Here is a 17,701-nt window from a genome sequence, read left to right as displayed (position 1 = left end):
CTGACCTCTTCCGTCTTCGGCTCGATTCCGTTTTCAATCGTTGATTGGCCTCAGTCTAACATAATCCGTCCCGAAATGAGATTCATGCCTTGACCTGTTCGCCGGCTCGCAGGGGAGAAAGATTTTCCTCCAGAGGAATACGGGTGCGGCCTTGTCCGCCAATATCTCCGACTTTTCCTGCCGCCAAGGACTCCGCCTGCCCCGACCGATATCAAACTTGCTTGGCTATCTTGGCTTGGCTATGACCGGTGGGTGGCTCCTCCGACAATCTCCGGCGGCAGCAACCCATTCGACAATATGACGGAATTCGCTGGTGGCGACACGCGATTTGACAAATTTCAATTTCCCATTACTCTTGTAAGAGCTGTCCTTCACAGGACGTGCCGACGCGGGGTGGAGCAGCTCGGTAGCTCGCTGGGCTCATAACCCAGAGGTCCATGGTTCAAATCCATGCCCCGCTACCAATGCCTCAGGTTTCACATGAAAGAAGTCTGAGGCTTTTTCTATATCGTCCAAGCTCCACGGATGTTTCCCAGAGAACTTCTGCGAAACTGCTGGCCTTGTAACACCAAGGACATCCGCCATGTCCTGCTGGTTCATGCTTCTTGCGGCCATCATCATTCGCAGATTAAAACTAACGAGGTCTTGCAAACCGCGTTTCTTCGTCGCCACTGGTTTCTTTTCGACTGTTTCCACATTACATATGGTAACCAGAAATTCCCTAAATTAGCAAGACGACACTCCGATGATCTCAGAAATGACCAATGTTGACTATTATATGTTACCATGAATTACATAAAGTTATCATCAGATACGATAGGTAAAACTATCAGACTTCTACTAATTGCAAATAGCATGTCACAATCCGACTTAGCTAGAGCACTCAATATATCTAGATCAGCAGTAACAAGAAAAATCAATAATCAGACTGCATTTACAACAGCGGAAATAAACATCATTGCAGATTTATTTCAGATTTCTACAGATTCACTATTAGGTCGCTCGCGGGATGTGAAAAATGCGTGATCAGTTTGTATATGGAAGCTCCCTCCCGGGGTTAGGCAGGAGGGAGAGTTTTCAATGTTTTGGCCATGGGCCCAAAGCGAGGAAACCCATGAACCGCTTCTCACTATACACGATTCTAGGGCCGAAGTGGTTCATTGCGGACGATGGTCGAGGAATACCGGAACTTTTATGGTTAGGAAGCACCAATGAGTGTCGCGGCAGTTGATTGGGCGTTGAGGCGAGCCCCTGTAGGTGCGGATGCGTCCGCGCGTCTGATACTCGTGTATCTTGCGGACCGTGCGGACGATGAAGGGCGGGATGCCTTCCCGAGCATTGTCACCCTTGTCGAGCAGTCCCACTTGTCCAGAAGCACCATCAAGCGTATTTTAAGGCGTCTTGAAGAGCGGGGGCTCATCAGTCGTGGCGACCAGTTAAAGGTCGCCCATTATCGTATCGACCGTCGTCCCGTGGTCTGGGATCTGCATGTGGAATTGACCGTGGATAGCTCACGGGAGGAGCGGGGGCCCAAAATGAACCCCCGTGAAGAATCGCATGATTCCGCGGTTTCCGCGGGGGTTCAAAATGAGCCCCCGTCTGATTCCGACGAGGAGCGAGGGTTCACCGGTGCACGGAGCGGGGGTTCACTGGTGGACCACAAACCATCCATTAAACCTCTTTATCCCCTTGAAGGGGATGAAGGCGATGTGGCGGCGATTCCCGACGGTGGTTTCCCGGATGGGCCTGACGGACGGATACCCGATGCCATCCGTGGGGACGATGCCCCCCCACCGCTCGGGATGAGGGTGGGGATGCGCAGCGGGTTGTTTCGTTGATGGCTTCACTGCGTGAGTCCGCTCGTGTTGAGCTCGCGCCGTTCAAATCCGAGAAGGCCCGCACGAGGTTCGAGCGCAGGCAGCTTGCGGCGGCCGCCCGTCTTGTGGCCGCGTTTGGCGTGGAGCGGGTGGAGCGTACCGCTCGGTGGGCGTTGGATGCCGGCCAGCCGTTTTGGAGGTCCGTGGCGTTCACTCCCGAACGGTTGGAGCGTAACTGGACGCAGGTTACGGGCCGGATGAGTGTTCCACGGCCTTCCACAGGGGCTTTCGCGGATTCTTCCCCGGTCTCCCGTGTTCATGTGCATTCCCGTGGTTGCGAGCATGTGCAGCAGGTTCTGGGATACACGAATCCCGGGGATTGCGTGGTGGATTCACGCGCAGCGCGCGTCCTGGATTTGCTTCGATTCGGCTATGGCGTCGAACGGATTCGTGAGACCCTTGCCGCGCGCGAAGTCACTCCCATGGCTCGATAAGCCCATGTTTTCAATGTTTTCCCAAGGTTTAAGGGGTTAATGATGGAAGGATTTGGATCAACCGGTTCAACGCGGTCGTGGCGTTCGGCATCGAAGTGTTCGACACTCCCACCGGCTCGTGCCGATGAGTTGTTTTTCGCGGATGGCGCGCATCCCGACACGGTGGCGCATGCGAAAACGTATTGTTCCACGTGTCCCGTCAAGGCTCAGTGCGCCGCGTGGGGCGCGGCCATCAATGCCGAGTTTGGCGTCTATGGCGGCGTGCCGTCGTATGCGCGTAAAAGTCTGGTGAGTCTGTACCGGCAGGCTCATCCCGATGAGGACACGGCCGCATTGAGCGAAGACGAACGTTTCACGAGATTCGCCGAATGGATAGAAAAGGATCCCAGTGTGATCGGTCGGGCCATCCATCATGCCAGCCACTCGCATAATCGCGCGTACTGGCGGAGGAAGCGTGCACGCATGGTCAGTGTCCAGGCTGGGGATATCGAACTTAATGGGATTATTCGTGTAGCCGACATTGAGCCTGTTCCGGGCCGTTGTGTCCAGCCGGCTCTTTTCTAAGGTTTTTAAGTTTTACCACCAATCGATCTAAGGAGGAAATGAGGATGATCAGGAATCATTCACGTGTTGCCGCCGCCGTCGCAGCGGGTGCGTCCATTGTTCCACTTGCTGTTGTTTCGGCCGGTTTGATGGTCTTAGCCGGGGCGGGTCTCATGGCTCGTCGAACGTTCGACCGCTGAAAAATTCATCGTTGTCCTTATGTCCTTCATCCCCGGAACGTTTCGGGGATGATGAATGAGCAGGCCGTGAGCGCACCCATGTGCGCTCACGGGTATTGGAAAGAGATCGCTAAGGAGAAAATAATGTTTACCACTACGGTTATTGAGGCGGGTTCGGCGGTTCTTGCCGCCGACGCGAATGGTGTCGTGACGAACGTGTTGAGCACGCTTGCGACCTGGGTCGTTGTCGGTGGCGGTTTCTGGGCGGTGTGGGGTGCCGTCACCTTGGGTGGCGGTCTGTCCGACCATAACTCTCCCCAGATTCAAAATGGCGTGTGGAAGATCGTCGGCGGCGCGATCGTCATTGCCGCTGCCGGCTTGTTCAAGACTCTTGTGTAACGAAGGTCCGACCGTATCATGTTTGATTTCAAGGATGGGTTAAGATCCCTGCTGAACCAGATCAGCCAGGGGATGGATCCGACAATATCAAGCCTGTTGACTCAGACTCCGGCGGGTAAATATCCCGACGCCTATCGGACGGTGACGAATATCGCTACCACCGCGGTCAAGCCCGTCGCCATGACCGTGTTGGCGGTGGTGTTCAGTCTGGAAATCCTTCATGCCAGCCAGAGCATCGATCAGGATGGTACGCAAGGTGTACGCACGATTACGAAGTTGTTATTCAAAATCATTATCGTGTATATGGCTGCAATGAACGCGTCATGGCTGTGTGAGCTTATCACGTATCTGATTCAGCAGATCGGCACGGGAGTCAGCAGGCTCATTACCCTGCCAAATACTGCTAGTGCGGACGATAAGGCTACTAAATTAGGCGATGCTTTGGAAAACAGTGGAGCTTTGGGACAGGCGAATCTTGGCCAACAATTAGTCGCAATCATTATGCTGCTTATTCCTTTTCTTATCGCTCGTCTGGCCGGCCTTGCTGTCCAGGTTCTCATTGTTGCACGTTTCGTGGAATTGCTGATCTTGACCGCGTTTGGCTCTCTTCCCATCGCCTTCCTGTCCTATGACGGGACGAAAAGTTGGGGTGAGGCGTATATCCGCGAGTACGCGTCGTGTGCGTTTAGCAATATCACGCTCCTGATAGGCCTAGCCGTATATCAGCCTGTTGCGAATAGTCTCTTCGCGGGGAATAAGAATTTAGGCTCGTTGTCGCTTAATGAGGTGGTGTTTACTCATTGGATGGATCTGGTCACGGTCAGTGTGCTTATGGTCGCTCTCGTGCTGATTAGTCAGAAAGCGTCCAAAGCCTTGTTCGGCCAAGCTTAGGGAAGAGGAAAGAAGGCTCACCATGCTTGTGATGGATGTCCCTACCGATATCAACCAAATAGACCCGAAGCAATGGTTCGGGCTGACTGGTCGCCAGTTCCTCTGCATGAACGGTGTTGTCCTATGCGCCGTGGGCGCGATCGTCTGCCAGTTCCTCGCCCCCAGCCAGGTGAGTCAGGCTGTTAATCAGGTCATCATCATTCCTATCGCGCTTTTGGTATTGGTGGGCTGGTTCAAAAAATCCGGACTGCCTGTGGAGGATTTTCTTGTCCGGTATTGGCAGTGGCGCATCGTGTTGATGCGTAAGCCTCTCATCCGTAAGGGAGAGATCCCTCATGACAGGCATGCCACGCGGCGCGAACTCAAGATCGTCAACGAGCACGTCGAAATAGCGCCTACCGTCCAGGACGCTTGAACGTTCATCAGTCAATGGTTAAAAAAATATGGTTCTTAAGGAGTTTTCAATGTTCGGATTGAGTGGGAATCGTGGGTCTCATGTGGATCAGGGGCATGCGCGGAAGGCGAAGAGGGAAGCTTTGACTGCGGCATCCATGGTGTTTCTGCATGGTATCCGTAAGGATGGCATCGCCTATGTCGGGGCTGGCTGGTGGAGCGCGACGGCACTGATTAGTGATGTCAATTATCAGCTTGCCTCCGTAGATACGCGGAAGAAGATCTTGAACGCATGGATGAGTACGTTGAACATGTTTGACGAGAATACGCGTATTCAGGTGACGAGTGCGAATCGTATGCTCAACGGGCGTAGCGTCACGCGTGGCGTGTACATGGATGCCGAGGGTCGTGATGGTTTGGATTCGTATCGCCGGTCGTTTAATGAGCTCGCCGCCGACCAACTCAAAGGCCTGGCGTCGAGCACGGTGACGGACAAGTATATTACCATGAGCGTCAAGGAGATCGGCCAGGACAAGGCAGTCGTCAGGCTCAATCGTCTCCTGTCAGGGTTGAAGACGCAGCTTGCTTCCATGAGTGGCTGCACGGCACATCGTCTTGATCGCGGTGAGCGCCTTCGTGTCCTGGGCTCGATGCTGCAACCGGATGAGCCCTTCACCTTTAGCGAGGAGCTCTTCGAGCAAGCGCCGAAGAATATGCGGGCGAAGGATTTCGTCACTCCATGGAGCATGGATTTCAGGAACAAGGATCAGATTACTCTATCGTCCCGAAGTGAGACGTTCATGACCCATGTGTGGTTGGAGGCATGGCCGGCACAGTTAACGGATACCCTTATCTCCGATCTGGCCGATATCACCGCTCCGATAGTGGTCAACGTGCATATCGCGCCATGGGATCGCGCGTCCGGCTTGGAAAAGGTCAAGACGAAGCAGGCAGGCGTCAAGGGCGAATATGACAGGACCGTACAAAAGCTCGCCAGGCAGGGATTGGGCGCAGAGAGCGTGCCTGATTCCATTACCGAGCGTGTGGATGAAATGACTACGTTGCTTGATCAGCTTCGTACGTCGAACCAGCGTATACTGGACACGCTTGTTTTGGTGAGCATGAGCGCCGATAGTGAGGATGAGCTCAAGCAAACGCTTCTGGAAGTGGAACGTGTCGCACGTCGACTGTCATGCAAGATGAGCGTGACGCGTTACATGATGCCCGAAGCCCTGAACGCTATGCTGCCATTGGGCGTCGATAGACTGCCGATGAGGCGAGCATTGACAACGGATAGTGCGTCGATTCTCATCCCTTTCACCGCTCAGGAAATCATGGAGCCTCACGGCCAGTTCTATGGGATCAACGAACGCAGCGGCAACCCCGTAATCGTGAATCGTAGCGAGCATATGAATTCCAACGGGTTCATCCTGGGAACGACCGGCTCAGGTAAGAGCCAGTCCGCTAAGGCCGAGATCGCGCAGCGTGTATTGAATTCCGCCGATCGCGTGGTCATCATCGATCCCGAACATGAGTATGTGCCGCTGGCGCAGGCTTTGGGCGGACAGGTCATCACCATTTCCGCGGACTCGACGCAACATATGAATCCGATGGATATTAATCTGACGGGTAGCGATGATACCGACCCCGTGCGCTCCAAGGTATCGGTTGTCTTGGATCTGTTAGGTGCCCTGATGGGCGGCACGACAGGTTTAAGCCAGCTCAAACGAAGCATGATCGATACGGCCGCGATGAACGTGTACAGGGATACGCGCGCTCAATTGGATTCGACCGGATCGTATACGCAACCAACCTTGGTGGATCTGAAGGAGCAGATCAAACGCGTGTATGTGGACGTGGAGAACCCTTCTCCCGAAGCACAGGATCTCGTCACCGAGCTGGAGATGTTTACGACTGGTTCCTCTTCCGGTTTCGCGCACCTGACGAATGTTGATCTTTCCGGACAGTTCATTGTTTTTGACGTGTCCGCTTTGGCCGGTCAGATTCAAACGTTCGGCATGATGGTCATTCTCGACCAGATTTGGAGCCTGGTACGTGCGAACCGTGATACCGGTTTGCGCACATGGTTGTATGTGGATGAGTTCCACCGTTTCTTCCATAACGAGTATTCCATCCGCACTTTCCTGGACATTTATAAGAGGGCACGCAAATATGGCCTGGGCGTTACCGGCATCACTCAGAACATCGATGAGCTCTTGGGCAATGATCAAGCACGTTTGATGCTGTCGAACGCGGATTTTCTTCTGCTGATGAATCAGAAGACGACGGATGCGGAAATGCTCCAGGATCTCCTCGAACTGTCGGATGAACAGGTGCGGTTGATGACGACCGCGCAAGCGGGATGTGGTCTGCTCAACACGAACGGTGTCTCCCTCGGTTTCAATAATCGTATGAATCAAAGGAATCTTTTAGCGAAATTGTATTCGATCAGGTTCGGCGACGGCCTACCGCAAGCGGGAGGTGTGCTCTGATGCCTGCGTATGAGCCCGGAGGGCATCAGGCCTCCGACAGCCTGTATGATCAGGCGACGAGCGCAACCCAGGTCACTCGAATGGGTGCGAAAACGAGTGTGAAAGCCGTCCAGGGGGTCGCCGGTGCTGTGGGTGGTGCTGCCGCTCACACATATCAGGGTATCAGGACCGTGGTCGGAAGGGTGAAATATGGTAAACCTCTCGGCCCTAAGATGACATTTAAGGGCCGCGTGTCTCGTCGTATTTTCCTGTTGAGAAAAGGATTGAAGGAGTCTCCTCGATCCATACTCAAGGGCGTAGGCACGGGACTGAGGAAGTCTCCCGGAGCGTATGGAAAAGGCGTGTCGAACACGGTAGGCGCTTCCATGCATGGCATGGAGTCGGGTGCGGATGATGAGCTTACTCGGCTGTCTGCATCCTCATCCCATCTTGTTTCCCAGGCTCCACGCGCAGGGGTGAAAACCATCCGCTCAGGCGCAAAGGCTCTCGGGAAAGCCCATGGGTCAGTCAGGCGTGCCCAGCTTGCCGCAAAACAGTTGAAGTATGCGCGCTCCACCATGCAAACGGTCAAGGCGGTCGCCCGGATGGTTGCCTCTGGCTTGAGTGGTATCGGTTTAGCGCTTCTTCCGCTTGCCGGCATTATTGTTGCGCTTATTGCCGCCATTGGTTTACTGATGAGTTCCTTTAGCGGCCAATCGGGATGCGATGCCGGGAATGCCGTTGCGGCGGGTGGTTTTGGCGCTACCAGTGGCAAGCTTGAGGGGTTAAAGACCACACGGGTTCGCGGCGTGACCGCGGTAGATTATCAAGCCTTGGGTATCAAGCCTTCATGGTTCGAGGATGATACTTCCGCGTACTAGTTTCAGCAGTGCACGTGGTGGGTCGCTAACCGGTGGAAGATGCTGGGCTTGCATGTCGACCATCACATGGGCAATGGTGTCGATTGGGCCGCGTCCGCGAAAAAGCACGGGTATCCGACGGGAGATACGCCACGTCTTGGCGCTATCGTGAGTATGTCAGGTGGTGTCCTTGGCGCTTCTGCCGGCCCTTACGGGCAAGTCGCTGTCGTTGAGCAGATTGATTTGGATGGTAGTATCTGGGTGTCTGGGTCAGGCACCGGATTCTTTAATACGTATGGTGCTCCTGTTGTCGATCAGTATTCCAAAGCGGCCTTAGATGCAGCTCGGGGTAAGTACACCTATATTTATTCCACCGGGTCCACTCCTTCCACCACTACGGGTGATGATGCTCCCGCTGGCGCTAATGAAGTGTCCTACGCGCCTGTAGGATGCCCCGTCAATGATGATGGGAATACGGGTGCGGCGTCCGCGGATGCGAAGACCGCTCAAGAGTACGCGAAGAAGACCATGAAGGAGCAGTACGGGTGGGGCGATGATGAGTTCCAGGCGTTAGTGAAGCTGTGGAATAAGGAGTCCGGATGGAATTACAAGGCTGAGAATAAGAGTAGTGGCGCGTATGGTATTCCGCAGAGTCTGCCTGGTAATAAGATGGCAACTATGGGTGTTGATTGGCGCACGAATTATCAAACCCAGATCAATTGGGGGATTGAAGTATATTAAAGGCAGGTATGGTACGCCATCCCGAGCCTGGGCGCATAGTCAGCAAACAAATTGGTATTAAAACATAGGGGGAATTTCATTATGGGGTGGGTCGCAGAAAAAAGGTCGCATCATTCTCTTTGGCATTCTCGCCATTATCGTGCTTCTTGTGTTGGGTATTGGTGCGGGCGTGCTGATTGGCAGCCGTATGGCAGGCTCCTCGCGGCAGGCCACATCCTCATCGTCGAAGACGGTGCAGGAGTCACCAGGGTCGTCCGAATCGTTGTGGCATGGAAAGGATATTCGCGAATCCGGCGAGGGCGTGTATCGGGCATGGATAAGGAACGCACATGCACGCAGGCAGGCGTGGAAGCGGCATACTGGCTCATCAGTGGTTCAGGCAGTCAGCGTGAGGAAGAGCTGTATAAGCGGTTCTTCCTTCCTAACCTTATCAGCGCGGATGTCGATCCGGAGTCCACCGCTCACTGGATCAACCATGGTGATCCGCCCTTTACGGCAGTACCCGTGGATATTGCTGCCGATATATTGGGTACGAAGATAGACGATAATGCTATCGGCTGCGTGGTCTCTTTGGATGGCAAGGAACATGGTAAGGAAAATATTCCTAACAGTTCTGACCCGTATCCGGATTCCGGTGTTCTCTATTTGCGACTGAACCGTAAAGATAAGGATTCCGCATGGTTCGTAATGTCAATAGATTATAATCCTGAGGATTATCAGCGGGACATTAAGCAGCAAGGAAATAATTAACTAAAACTTCCCAACCCTAATTTATCCTTTTTTGATTCCATTCAAATAAGGTATCCAGCCAATCAAAAACGGCATTATGGGCAAGTCTCAAATTGTTGACTTGACAATGGGCGTCCGCACCACTTTCCGCCTCAAATATTTGAAGTTTGGTTTGCGGATTTTTAGACTTAAGCGCTTCGTAAATCGTCCTGGTTTGGTGTTGTAATTCGCTGCTTTCACCTTCTCCCATGATAAATAGGCAAGGGCACAGAATTTTTTGATAGTCTACAACCTTTGCACGGCTAAACACCTCATCAATAGCGCTCTTAAAATCAGAGGTGCCAAACTGCCAGGCATATTTTTTAAGGTTTAAATTTGCAGATTCGTTCAAATTTCCTGCTAACTTTAAAATGGCATTCATTAACCAACTGGGAGTTTTTAAGCTTGATCCAAATTCTTTTCTGAAGAGTTCTGCAACATCGTAAATGGCTGTACTCGCAATCCATGCATGAATTCTTGGATCTTCTTCGGCAGCTTGTGCGGTAAAATATCCCCCGCCGCTGACACCATAAATGGCTAGATCATTCAGCTCGGGATTTCTGCCTTCCAACCAGTCTATGCACAGTGAAATTGGAATAGCGGCATTCGCATCAAAGGTTAACCCTCTACCAGGGTTAGTCCCCTGGCCAGGAAGGTCAACCATTAAAACATTGTAACTTCGCATCCATCCAGGATAGCCGGCAAAGTAAAATAAATCTTCGCGATAAGTATCCCCGCCACCAACCATAATCAAGGTTGGACAATTATTGCCGCTGTGAAGATAATAACCCGGTAAATAGGAATCTTGATAATCAATCGTTAGTTTTTCGACTGGGGCTCCTAGTGAATGAATTGCGTCAGAAAACGCCCTCTCCATTTGATGAACGGTAGACAGATATTCGTTAGAAACTGGATTGATAAACTGGATTGCTGAACGAAGTGAATAGGTCTGTGCTAGATAATACTGTGCTTTTGTTTGCTTACTCAAATCTGAATTGCTTACTTTTTGTTCAAGATAGTTCCCATGTGATAAAAAAACATTTTTCCAGTCATCGGGCTTTGGTGATTTGCCCAACTTTTGGGCAAGATAATAAAGTTCTCCGTGAGAAAAGCCAAAAACTTCACCAATACCTAACAACCAATTAAAGAAAAAATCCGTATCACCATTCTTAAAAAACATTCGAGTGGATTGCCTTTTTAAAATGACCTCATTTTTCTTCATCACTTACCTCCTGTTTTCTGGATTTTTCATGTGGGAAGTTTTAGTAATTAAATGGTTGCCATCCAGTATATCAAGTGTGGCACTATAATAAGTGAGGGGCTTCTTTTCTGTCCATCCTGCCAAGCACCTGTGTCCCTGTCTTCTTCAATCAGCGACGTAGCGGATACACCTCACCTCGGAGGGGTGGAAGACGGCTCTCGGATTCAGGATGAACGAGCTGGCGATGCGACGCTATCGTCTCCCTGAGAAGCGAGGCCCTCGATTCCGGCGTGGCCGGTTTGGCTACAATTTGCTTGCGTAGTTTCGTACCTTGGTGAGGAATCGTGTGCGCTTGCGTGGGGTTGATCTACGTAAGTAGGACATCTGGTGGTGTTTGATGGTCGTGACGCCGCACATGATTTTGAGAATCTGGTGATGGAGGACCTTACCATAGTCGGGCTCGAATAGGCGTGCGTAGAACCCCGGAGTATCGTTCGTGGTGACGACCCATGCTTTCTTGCCCTTGAGCAGCCCCTTGGGAAGCACTCCCCGATACACGTAGGCGAACCCTTTGGAGAAGACACGATCGATGAAACCCTTAAGGATGGCGGGCATGCCGGACCACCAGATCGGGTAGATGAATACGAGCAGGTCCGCGTCGGTAATGATCCGACGGTACCGTTCGGTATCCGGGTCGATGTTCAGGTTGCGGCGCAGATGGTTTTCATCGAAGCGTAGGACCGGATCGAAGTTCTCCCTGTACAGATCGACCACGGTCACCGAATGTCTGGCGGGGTTGTCTTCCAGCCCCTGCATGACGGAGTTCAGGATGGCGTGGTTGTATCCGTTGTCATTGGGATAAGCGTAAAGCACTGCGATATTCATGAACCTATTGTATGAATCGGGACGTACCTGTTGTCATGGATATGTCCCGATGGCTTGATCCTTGATGGGCAAGGCCCTCGATTACTGCCAGGGCATCGCCTTTCGCCCCACCCTAAGAGATTTAGCTTAATTTTCGACTGTAGAACGGTTTGAGACCGCGCAAAATATAGACGCACATCGCATTATCCAATCGTCCGAGCTCGTCCGCGGTGAGGAGTTCTCGCTTTTGTGCGGATTGTTGGATGCTGTAGGAGCCGTTCATTCCCTTGTTTTCCGTTGTTGATGTTGTCCAAATGGTTTGGTTGCCCAGTATTGTGCTATACCATTTCGTGGTTGTCTCATCATTGCCTCCCAGGAAGAGCTTGCTGTCGCAGTTGGCGGTGATGGTTTCCCACTCGTCCTTGTAGAGCGCCTTGATTTGGCTGATCGTCTGGAGGATGACCGACACGCTCATGTTTCTGCTGCGCATGGTGGAGATGAGGATCGGGAATCCTGGTATCTTGCCGATGTTGGCGAACTCATCCAGCATGCAATGCAATGGAATGGTTAATGCGCCGCTCGCATTGTGGTCCGCCTTATACATGGTGGTTTCGAACAGGCATTGATAGAAGATGGATGCCAGATACGTGAATGTCTGGTTCGTGTCACTGATGATAATGTAGATGACGGTGGGCTTGTCCCCTACCTGGTCGAGCTGCATGGTGTCATTATCCAGGATGGTTTTAATACGCCTTGCGTGTAGTCCTGCTGTTTGGTTCGCAAGTGTTGTGGTAATGGAGGCGCGGGTTTCTGCGGGGCCTTGCTCGTAGGTTCGGTATTGGCTGCAGGCGAAGTCGAGGCCTTCAAGCATGGCAAGGCTTTCTCCGTCATAATCATCCGCGGATTCTTCAGCGTCCTCGATGAAGGCGCGCGTTTCCGCCATAAGGTCATCGATGGGGCTCGCCTGGTCGGGGTCGGATTCACTGGCGCTCATCTGGCTGAGCATATTCATGACGGTGTTCATGTTGCGCGTTTCCGGATCCTCCGCGAAATACGTGTAGGCGAGCAGGCCGGTCAGCAGGCTTTTGGACGCTTTATCCCAGAAGTCGCCATGGTTTTTTGGTGTTCGCTCCTGTGTTGGTGATGATGTTATCGGCAAGCCTTATGAGGCTTCCTTCCGGATCATCGGGATTCATATAGTTCAGCGGGTTGAAGTGGTCTGAGGTGGCCATGTCGATGAGGTTGAAGGTTTTGATCCGCCACCCGGCCTTACGCATCTTTTCGGCCGTTTGGTGGTGGATTTCGCCTTTCGTATCGGTGATGGCGAGACTGATTGGAGTGTGACGGGTGGCCATGTTGGTCATGTTTGGTAGGACATAGCCGCGCGTCTTGCCCGAACCCGATGCCCCGGTGACCAGGACGTTGAGGTTACGCCTCGTCCTATATGTATCCAGGCCGAGGGCTTCACTGTGGGTCATGAGGAGTGTGTTACCCGGGTTTTTGTCACTGTAGGGTCGCATGTCCGTGCTGCTTGCCCAAGCGGCGCTGCCGTGTTCCTCACCGTCTCTTGTGACGTGTTGCCCGCTGTAGTGGTAGAGCAAGGCCAGGAGCACGATGGCTGCCGTGGCGGCGCCTGCGATGAGGTCCATGCGGTTCATACTGGGGACCGGGTTTTTATATGCATCCAGGCTTGCATTTATCGCGGCTGGAATATCGTGGGACGCTATGTAGGATACGCGTACCGGCCTGCTGACGATATTGCCCGCATAAAAGCCCATGAGAGTAAGGATGAGCCATGTGATGGGGCTCATTTTCCTATTCGATGTCATTGGTGCCTCCTTGATCGTCGTCCGTCATCACGGTGGCCAGGTCCGCCCATGGATTCATGGAGGCTGGTGGCGGGGTCTTCGCACGTTGGCGCCGCTGTGCCTCATGTTTGATTGTTTCGATGAGACTTGTTTTCGTCCATTGCCCTTCTGGCGGTTGGAATTTGCCGCGCGCTCCTGGAGCGTAGGGTTCATGTGTATCCTCTTGTGCGGGCGTCATCGACTATGGGGGTCTCGTCCCTGAGCTGACTGTGGATGAGGGCATGGCTTGGCCCTTCAGGTTGCGCATGATGCTCGCTCATACATACGATATGCGGGTTGGCCAGGCTGTCTGCGATGGTGATGCTCATGCCTGTCCTGCTTGTCTGCTGGTGTGGGTGGCCATGTTCAGGATACGAATTTTCATGTTTTCGCTTCTACCGTCGAGGCCGACGGTTTCCAGGCTGGTTACGACGCCTTTGATGATGACATCTTGACCTTTCACCCATTCCTGGAGGCTGACCCATTGGGCTGTTTTTTTTGACGGCTTTTGCATCCACATATGTTGTATTTCCCCGCTCGTCATGGCATGCAAGGGTGAGATAATAGACGACTGTCGAATCGTCCGGAGTGTATTTGGTCGGCACCGTCACGATTTTGCCGTCGCACCATACCATGTCACCGACATGCGCTTGCATCACGCACTGCTCCTTTCGCCGTTACTTTTTTATTGTTGCGGGTTTCTTCATGGTGTGGCGTTGTGCGTTGCCGGTTGTGCGGCGTGCCTGCGAGCGGGCCTGGGCGCCTTTCCTTACCGCTTTTTGCACGTCTTTTTTCGTGAGCTTGTGCCCTTTCTTCCGGGCTTTGACCTGGCTGATGTTGTCTTGGCCGTACAGGTCGAGATGGTCTACCGTCTGTGGATGCTGATTCAAGAACTCGTTCGCTTGGCTGATGGTCGGCTCGCCTTGGAGGAATTCCCGCGCCTCTTTTTCCGGGATGAATCCTTGGGCTACTTGCTCACCGATAAGCTCTTTCTGCCGCGAGGTGGCGGGAGTCGCGTGCCAGTAATCCGGCCGTTCGGCCGACACGGTCGCACTCCCCCGCTTCCATGGGGATTCCTGCTTCTTTCAGCCCGACTTCTTCGCGGGCAAGGGACTGTTCATCGACCTTTTCCATATCGGGATCATTCAGTTCCCTGACTGTTTCCTGGGCGTCGGTGATCGTTTGGTTGATGTCGTCCGCGCTCATGGTCGGGTGTATGCGCGAGAGTGTATCCTGCACGAATTGCGATGCTTGCAGCGGGAAATCAACAAGAGCCGTACCGTTTTTCCTGTTCTGGCTGATATGAAAATCGATCCCGCTCTTTCCCAGCTCGGCTGCGAGTCTATTGCCTTGCTCGAAGTCAAAGTCAAGGCGTGCGGTGGCTCCGCCTGTTTTCCGATTCAGGTTTTCAGGCTCATCTTTCCTGTCGTCCGATGCTCCTTGATTGCCTGATGGGTCTTATGGACCGCTGCTTTCGAGATTCCGAAAACCGCCTGGATAAGCGCCTGGGCACCATGGGCTGTCAGTCTTACCGCTATGCGTGCCACGGCCTCGGTTCCTTCCTTGATGGCCTGGGTCGTTTGTTCCTCCAATGGCATTTGTGACTCCTTAGCGTTGATTTCCTTGGTTCTCTTTTACTTTTTATCGTCCTCGTTTTTTCATGATTTTAGGGTCATAAGGCACCTGCCTGTGGACACGGATCTTTAGCGGGAGAATCCCGGTCTTTGCCTCTGATCATGTTCACGTATTGACTCGTCGACGGCTTGAATCCGTGTCCGGAGTGTGCTGATGGTGTCTTCCAGTCTGTCCATGTGCTCATCGATTTCAAAGAGTTGTATTCCACTATCCTCGTTATCCTCATCCAACGCGATCCTGCTGATGACGTCTTGGCGCGCAATCATCAAACTGGTCAGTGTTTCATCAGCCTGTTGGAGCGTACCGGTCAATTCCCGTATCACGTCATTCGCACTGCCACCATTGCGTGCGATCAGGGATAGCGCTGTTGCCTGCCTGGAAATCTCGCCCGCCATACGCATCTGATGCCTCATCCATCCGTTCTGTTTCGCGCTTCCATGCAATTCGATCCGTGGCATATGGCGTCGCACGTCTTTAAGGTCATTCCAGGTTTGCGCAGGCTGTCCGAATGCCGCGTACAAGTCACGCATACTCATTTTTCCCATGCCCTTCCCCTGCCGGTCGGAGACAGGAATCCCGGTGTCCTGTCCGAAATAGATACGGATGGTCGTACCGGTTCTTGTCGCCATGGTCTTTGGCACAGTGATACGTTTGTTGCCCTTGGTGTGTGGGATGATGATGCGGATTTTTTCGGGGTCTTCGTAGTCTATGAGTTTCTGATTGACACTGATATGCTTCAAGGCTTGATGGTTCAGTTTCATCATCACAGCACTCTCATCGTAGGCCATGCCGAGGCGATTATCACGGTACTTTCTCCCCGTTGCCAGGTCAGTATAGGTGATGTGTGCGCCACGAATGTTCGCCTCCACCTGATATTTTTTGAGCGTATTGCTGAACTCGGTAAAGGTTTTGGATTCCGTGCATGCACGGTCAATCATGTCACGGATACGTTGCTTCTGCCCTTCCCCACGAAGGCTCGCGTAATAGTCGCCACTACGCAGCCACAAGGTTGGGTTCTGGCTCGTCTTCATGTCTTGTCCGTGGCGTGGACTGACACTGAACCCGTATTCCTGGCACAGTTCATCACTGATGGGTGTCCACCTTTTCATGAGTGTGTTCTTATCCAAGCGCATCTTGTAATGCGTCTTGCCATTCGTATTGCAGATGATGATGTGATTATGGATATGGTTCCTATCAATGTGCGTGGCAATCACATACTTGTAGGCTCCATTGTCCGTGATTCTGTTGGCGAATTCCATTCCCAGCCCATGCGCCGTGACCGGGTCAACATCGTCTTTGGGGTCAAAGGATTGGATCACGTGACGGGCTAAGGTCGTGTTCTTCTTCACGCCTGCCATGCTGTTTTTATCGTCCGGCATCATCGCCTCGGCAAGATTGCTTGGATTCCAGATATCGGGGTCATCGGGGAATAACCAGGAAACGGTCACGTAGTATTTGTCTTGTGTTTTGTCATCTCTGGTGATGTAGGCAATGGCTTTATTCAGACTCGTTTTTATCTGCCCGACCTTGACGATCGCCATGATTATTCCGCCTGTTTCCCGTACGCGTGGGCTGCTTGTTTTTCAATGAGAATGAGATTCTCTTCATGGAGTCTATCGAGTTTTTCCTGTACGAGTCGGAGTAGGAGCGTGGCCTCGCGTATCGTTTCCTGACTGATGTTTCCCCTCGCATTGGCGACGTGCGCGATTTGATTAATATTGTTTGCCATTCCTCTGATTTGTTCGTGGAGCTTGTCGGTGTCAGCGTTGATTTCCACCGTGATGGCAAAAGGCTCCGAGAGAGTGGAGCGCGCCCATTTACTAAAGGATTGGCCGTCCCCCGCTTCGACTTGGTAGCGCTCATAAACATGATTCCACTCCTCGTCAGTGAAGAGAACCGTTCTCCGAATATTTCTGGTTCGGCTGCCTTTCCAACTCATTTATATGCCCCTATTCATGCGTAGCTACATTCTCATCATGCACACGATCGCGCACGTATCAGGAACATAAAATACGAAGGGATCGTTCATCTTCTTTCATTGCTGGCAATGAAAAACCGCGAGGGGTGTGGGTCTCCCACAAGGACAACGATTTTTATCGTTGCGCCTAGAGTACGTACTCTAGGCTATCCTTGCTATTCCGAAATCGGGCCACAGGCCCGATTTCGGACGACCGGCCGGAAACCGGTTGATTAGTTGAGGAAGAAGGAGGCAAACAATGACGTGAGAGTTTGGAATTCGATGAGCTTTGAGAAAGCATGTTGTACCATGGATTTGGTATATGAGGGATGAAATCCCTTTTGCTCGTTTAAAGAAGGTTCGCTATGATGCACGAGGAAGGCGGCTATGCGGCGCAGCGATAGGATGAAATTGCTGGGGAGCATGGTTCTCCAGTTTGTATGGGGCGTGCTGGTGGCGAAGGTTTTTGTGCTTCTTGGGCACGGTTTTCCTTTGTTCCGGTGGCGGTCGTGGGTTGACGCGACTACATGGCTTTATGCGTGCGGATTTGCTGTTATCTGGACTGCGGGTTTTCTCTATTATCATCTGAGAAAAAGATGACGGTGGCTGTTGGGCTGCTGAAATGTTTTTTTAGGGTTGTT

The 17,701-nt window shown here is 52.5% G+C and carries 23 protein-coding genes and 1 tRNA gene; 12 read left to right on the top strand and 12 right to left on the bottom strand.

The genetic code is table 11. The annotated features are described in order from the left end of the window. Positions 1-387: 387 nt before the first annotated feature. A tRNA-Met gene (locus PSDT_RS07065) sits at positions 388-464 on the top strand. Here the strand turns inward: PSDT_RS07065 and PSDT_RS08180 are convergent. Beyond that, on the bottom strand, positions 421-618 hold the full coding sequence (locus tag PSDT_RS08180; RefSeq protein WP_263053132.1) for a helix-turn-helix domain-containing protein: 198 nt from the start codon (positions 616-618) through the stop codon (positions 421-423). The genes PSDT_RS07065 and PSDT_RS08180 overlap by 44 nt on opposite strands. Before the next feature lie 168 nt (positions 619-786). Here PSDT_RS08180 and PSDT_RS08175 point away from each other — a divergent pair, with 168 nt between their 5' ends. The 11 genes from PSDT_RS08175 to PSDT_RS07020 all read left to right on the top strand — a co-directional run bounded on the left by PSDT_RS08175 (position 787) and on the right by PSDT_RS07020 (position 9,538). After that, a complete protein-coding gene (locus PSDT_RS08175) occupies positions 787-1,026 on the top strand; it encodes a helix-turn-helix domain-containing protein (protein WP_081442114.1) in 240 nt (79 codons plus the stop codon). 185 nt (positions 1,027-1,211) lie between these two features. Further along, positions 1,212-1,838 carry a helix-turn-helix domain-containing protein gene (locus tag PSDT_RS07060; protein ID WP_006288602.1) on the top strand — a complete coding sequence of 209 codons (627 nt, stop codon included), beginning with the start codon at positions 1,212-1,214 and terminating at the stop codon, positions 1,836-1,838. Between the two features lie 236 nt (positions 1,839-2,074). Next, positions 2,075-2,311, top strand: a complete 237-nt coding sequence (locus PSDT_RS08605) for a hypothetical protein (protein WP_223293524.1) — start codon at positions 2,075-2,077, stop codon at positions 2,309-2,311. Between the two features lie 39 nt (positions 2,312-2,350). After that, on the top strand, positions 2,351-2,875 hold the full coding sequence (locus PSDT_RS07050; protein WP_081442115.1) for a WhiB family transcriptional regulator: 525 nt from the start codon (positions 2,351-2,353) through the stop codon (positions 2,873-2,875). 302 nt (positions 2,876-3,177) lie between these two features. Continuing rightward, positions 3,178-3,432: a hypothetical protein gene (locus tag PSDT_RS07045; RefSeq protein ID WP_036737519.1), complete on the top strand. Its 255-nt coding sequence runs from the start codon at positions 3,178-3,180 to the stop codon at positions 3,430-3,432. Between the two features lie 18 nt (positions 3,433-3,450). Further along, complete coding sequence (locus PSDT_RS07040; protein ID WP_006288607.1) at positions 3,451-4,323, top strand: type IV secretion system protein; 873 nt, start codon at positions 3,451-3,453, stop codon at positions 4,321-4,323. Positions 4,324-4,345: 22 nt separating this feature from the next. Further along, a complete protein-coding gene (locus PSDT_RS07035) occupies positions 4,346-4,738 on the top strand; it encodes a PrgI family protein (RefSeq protein WP_006288608.1) in 393 nt (130 codons plus the stop codon). A gap of 28 nt (positions 4,739-4,766) precedes the next feature. After that, the gene (locus tag PSDT_RS07030) at positions 4,767-7,208 is read left to right on the top strand and encodes a VirB4-like conjugal transfer ATPase, CD1110 family (RefSeq protein ID WP_006290089.1); all 2,442 of its coding nucleotides are present in this window, start codon (positions 4,767-4,769) and stop codon (positions 7,206-7,208) included. A 365-nt stretch (positions 7,209-7,573) separates the two neighbouring features. Beyond that, a complete protein-coding gene (locus PSDT_RS08705) occupies positions 7,574-8,068 on the top strand; it encodes a hypothetical protein (protein WP_143828276.1) in 495 nt (164 codons plus the stop codon). 39 nt (positions 8,069-8,107) lie between these two features. After that, positions 8,108-8,788, top strand: coding sequence for a CHAP domain-containing protein (locus PSDT_RS08700; RefSeq protein ID WP_317623584.1), 681 nt, complete (start codon positions 8,108-8,110; stop codon positions 8,786-8,788). Between the two features lie 312 nt (positions 8,789-9,100). Then, entirely contained in the window at positions 9,101-9,538 is a 438-nt protein-coding gene (locus PSDT_RS07020; protein WP_006288610.1) for a hypothetical protein, read from the top strand. A gap of 16 nt (positions 9,539-9,554) precedes the next feature. Here the strand turns inward: PSDT_RS07020 and PSDT_RS07015 are convergent, their stop codons facing one another. From PSDT_RS07015 to PSDT_RS06980, 11 genes are all read right to left on the bottom strand, one after another. Beyond that, complete coding sequence (locus PSDT_RS07015) at positions 9,555-10,778, bottom strand: alpha/beta hydrolase family protein (protein ID WP_006288611.1); 1,224 nt, start codon at positions 10,776-10,778, stop codon at positions 9,555-9,557. A 282-nt stretch (positions 10,779-11,060) separates the two neighbouring features. Next, positions 11,061-11,642 (bottom strand): NAD(P)H-dependent oxidoreductase, encoded by a 582-nt coding sequence (locus PSDT_RS07010; RefSeq protein WP_006290092.1) that lies wholly within the window; start codon positions 11,640-11,642, stop codon positions 11,061-11,063. A 121-nt stretch (positions 11,643-11,763) separates the two neighbouring features. Further along, on the bottom strand, positions 11,764-12,780 hold the full coding sequence (locus tag PSDT_RS07005) for a VirD4-like conjugal transfer protein, CD1115 family (protein ID WP_006290093.1): 1,017 nt from the start codon (positions 12,778-12,780) through the stop codon (positions 11,764-11,766). Then, on the bottom strand, positions 12,716-13,432 hold the full coding sequence (locus PSDT_RS08685; RefSeq protein WP_006290094.1) for a type IV secretory system conjugative DNA transfer family protein: 717 nt from the start codon (positions 13,430-13,432) through the stop codon (positions 12,716-12,718). Before PSDT_RS08685 ends, PSDT_RS07005 begins: the two co-directional genes overlap by 65 nt. Before the next feature lie 206 nt (positions 13,433-13,638). Beyond that, positions 13,639-13,797: a hypothetical protein gene (locus PSDT_RS08360; protein ID WP_006288613.1), complete on the bottom strand. Its 159-nt coding sequence runs from the start codon at positions 13,795-13,797 to the stop codon at positions 13,639-13,641. After that, positions 13,794-13,988 (bottom strand): hypothetical protein, encoded by a 195-nt coding sequence (locus PSDT_RS08595; RefSeq protein WP_223293525.1) that lies wholly within the window; start codon positions 13,986-13,988, stop codon positions 13,794-13,796. Before PSDT_RS08595 ends, PSDT_RS08360 begins: the two co-directional genes overlap by 4 nt. 157 nt (positions 13,989-14,145) lie before the next feature. Then, positions 14,146-14,514: a hypothetical protein gene (locus tag PSDT_RS06995; protein ID WP_006288614.1), complete on the bottom strand. Its 369-nt coding sequence runs from the start codon at positions 14,512-14,514 to the stop codon at positions 14,146-14,148. Continuing rightward, on the bottom strand, positions 14,444-14,674 hold the full coding sequence (locus PSDT_RS08750; RefSeq protein ID WP_397224213.1) for a hypothetical protein: 231 nt from the start codon (positions 14,672-14,674) through the stop codon (positions 14,444-14,446). Before PSDT_RS08750 ends, PSDT_RS06995 begins: the two co-directional genes overlap by 71 nt. Positions 14,675-14,868: 194 nt before the next feature. Further along, a complete protein-coding gene (locus tag PSDT_RS06990) occupies positions 14,869-15,066 on the bottom strand; it encodes a hypothetical protein (protein WP_006288615.1) in 198 nt (65 codons plus the stop codon). Positions 15,067-15,171: 105 nt separating this feature from the next. Next, complete coding sequence (locus tag PSDT_RS06985; RefSeq protein ID WP_006288616.1) at positions 15,172-16,644, bottom strand: relaxase/mobilization nuclease domain-containing protein; 1,473 nt, start codon at positions 16,642-16,644, stop codon at positions 15,172-15,174. 2 nt (positions 16,645-16,646) lie between these two features. Then, positions 16,647-17,042, bottom strand: a complete 396-nt coding sequence (locus PSDT_RS06980) for a MobC family plasmid mobilization relaxosome protein (RefSeq protein ID WP_006288617.1) — start codon at positions 17,040-17,042, stop codon at positions 16,647-16,649. Positions 17,043-17,701 lie beyond the last annotated feature (659 nt).

Origin of the sequence: Parascardovia denticolens DSM 10105 = JCM 12538, from assembly GCF_001042675.1 — a bacterium.
Taxonomy (GTDB): Bacteria; Actinomycetota; Actinomycetes; order Actinomycetales; family Bifidobacteriaceae; genus Scardovia; species Scardovia denticolens.
The sequence above is the reverse complement of the archived record's forward strand: the minus strand, read 5'-3'. Positions and strand labels throughout refer to the sequence as shown.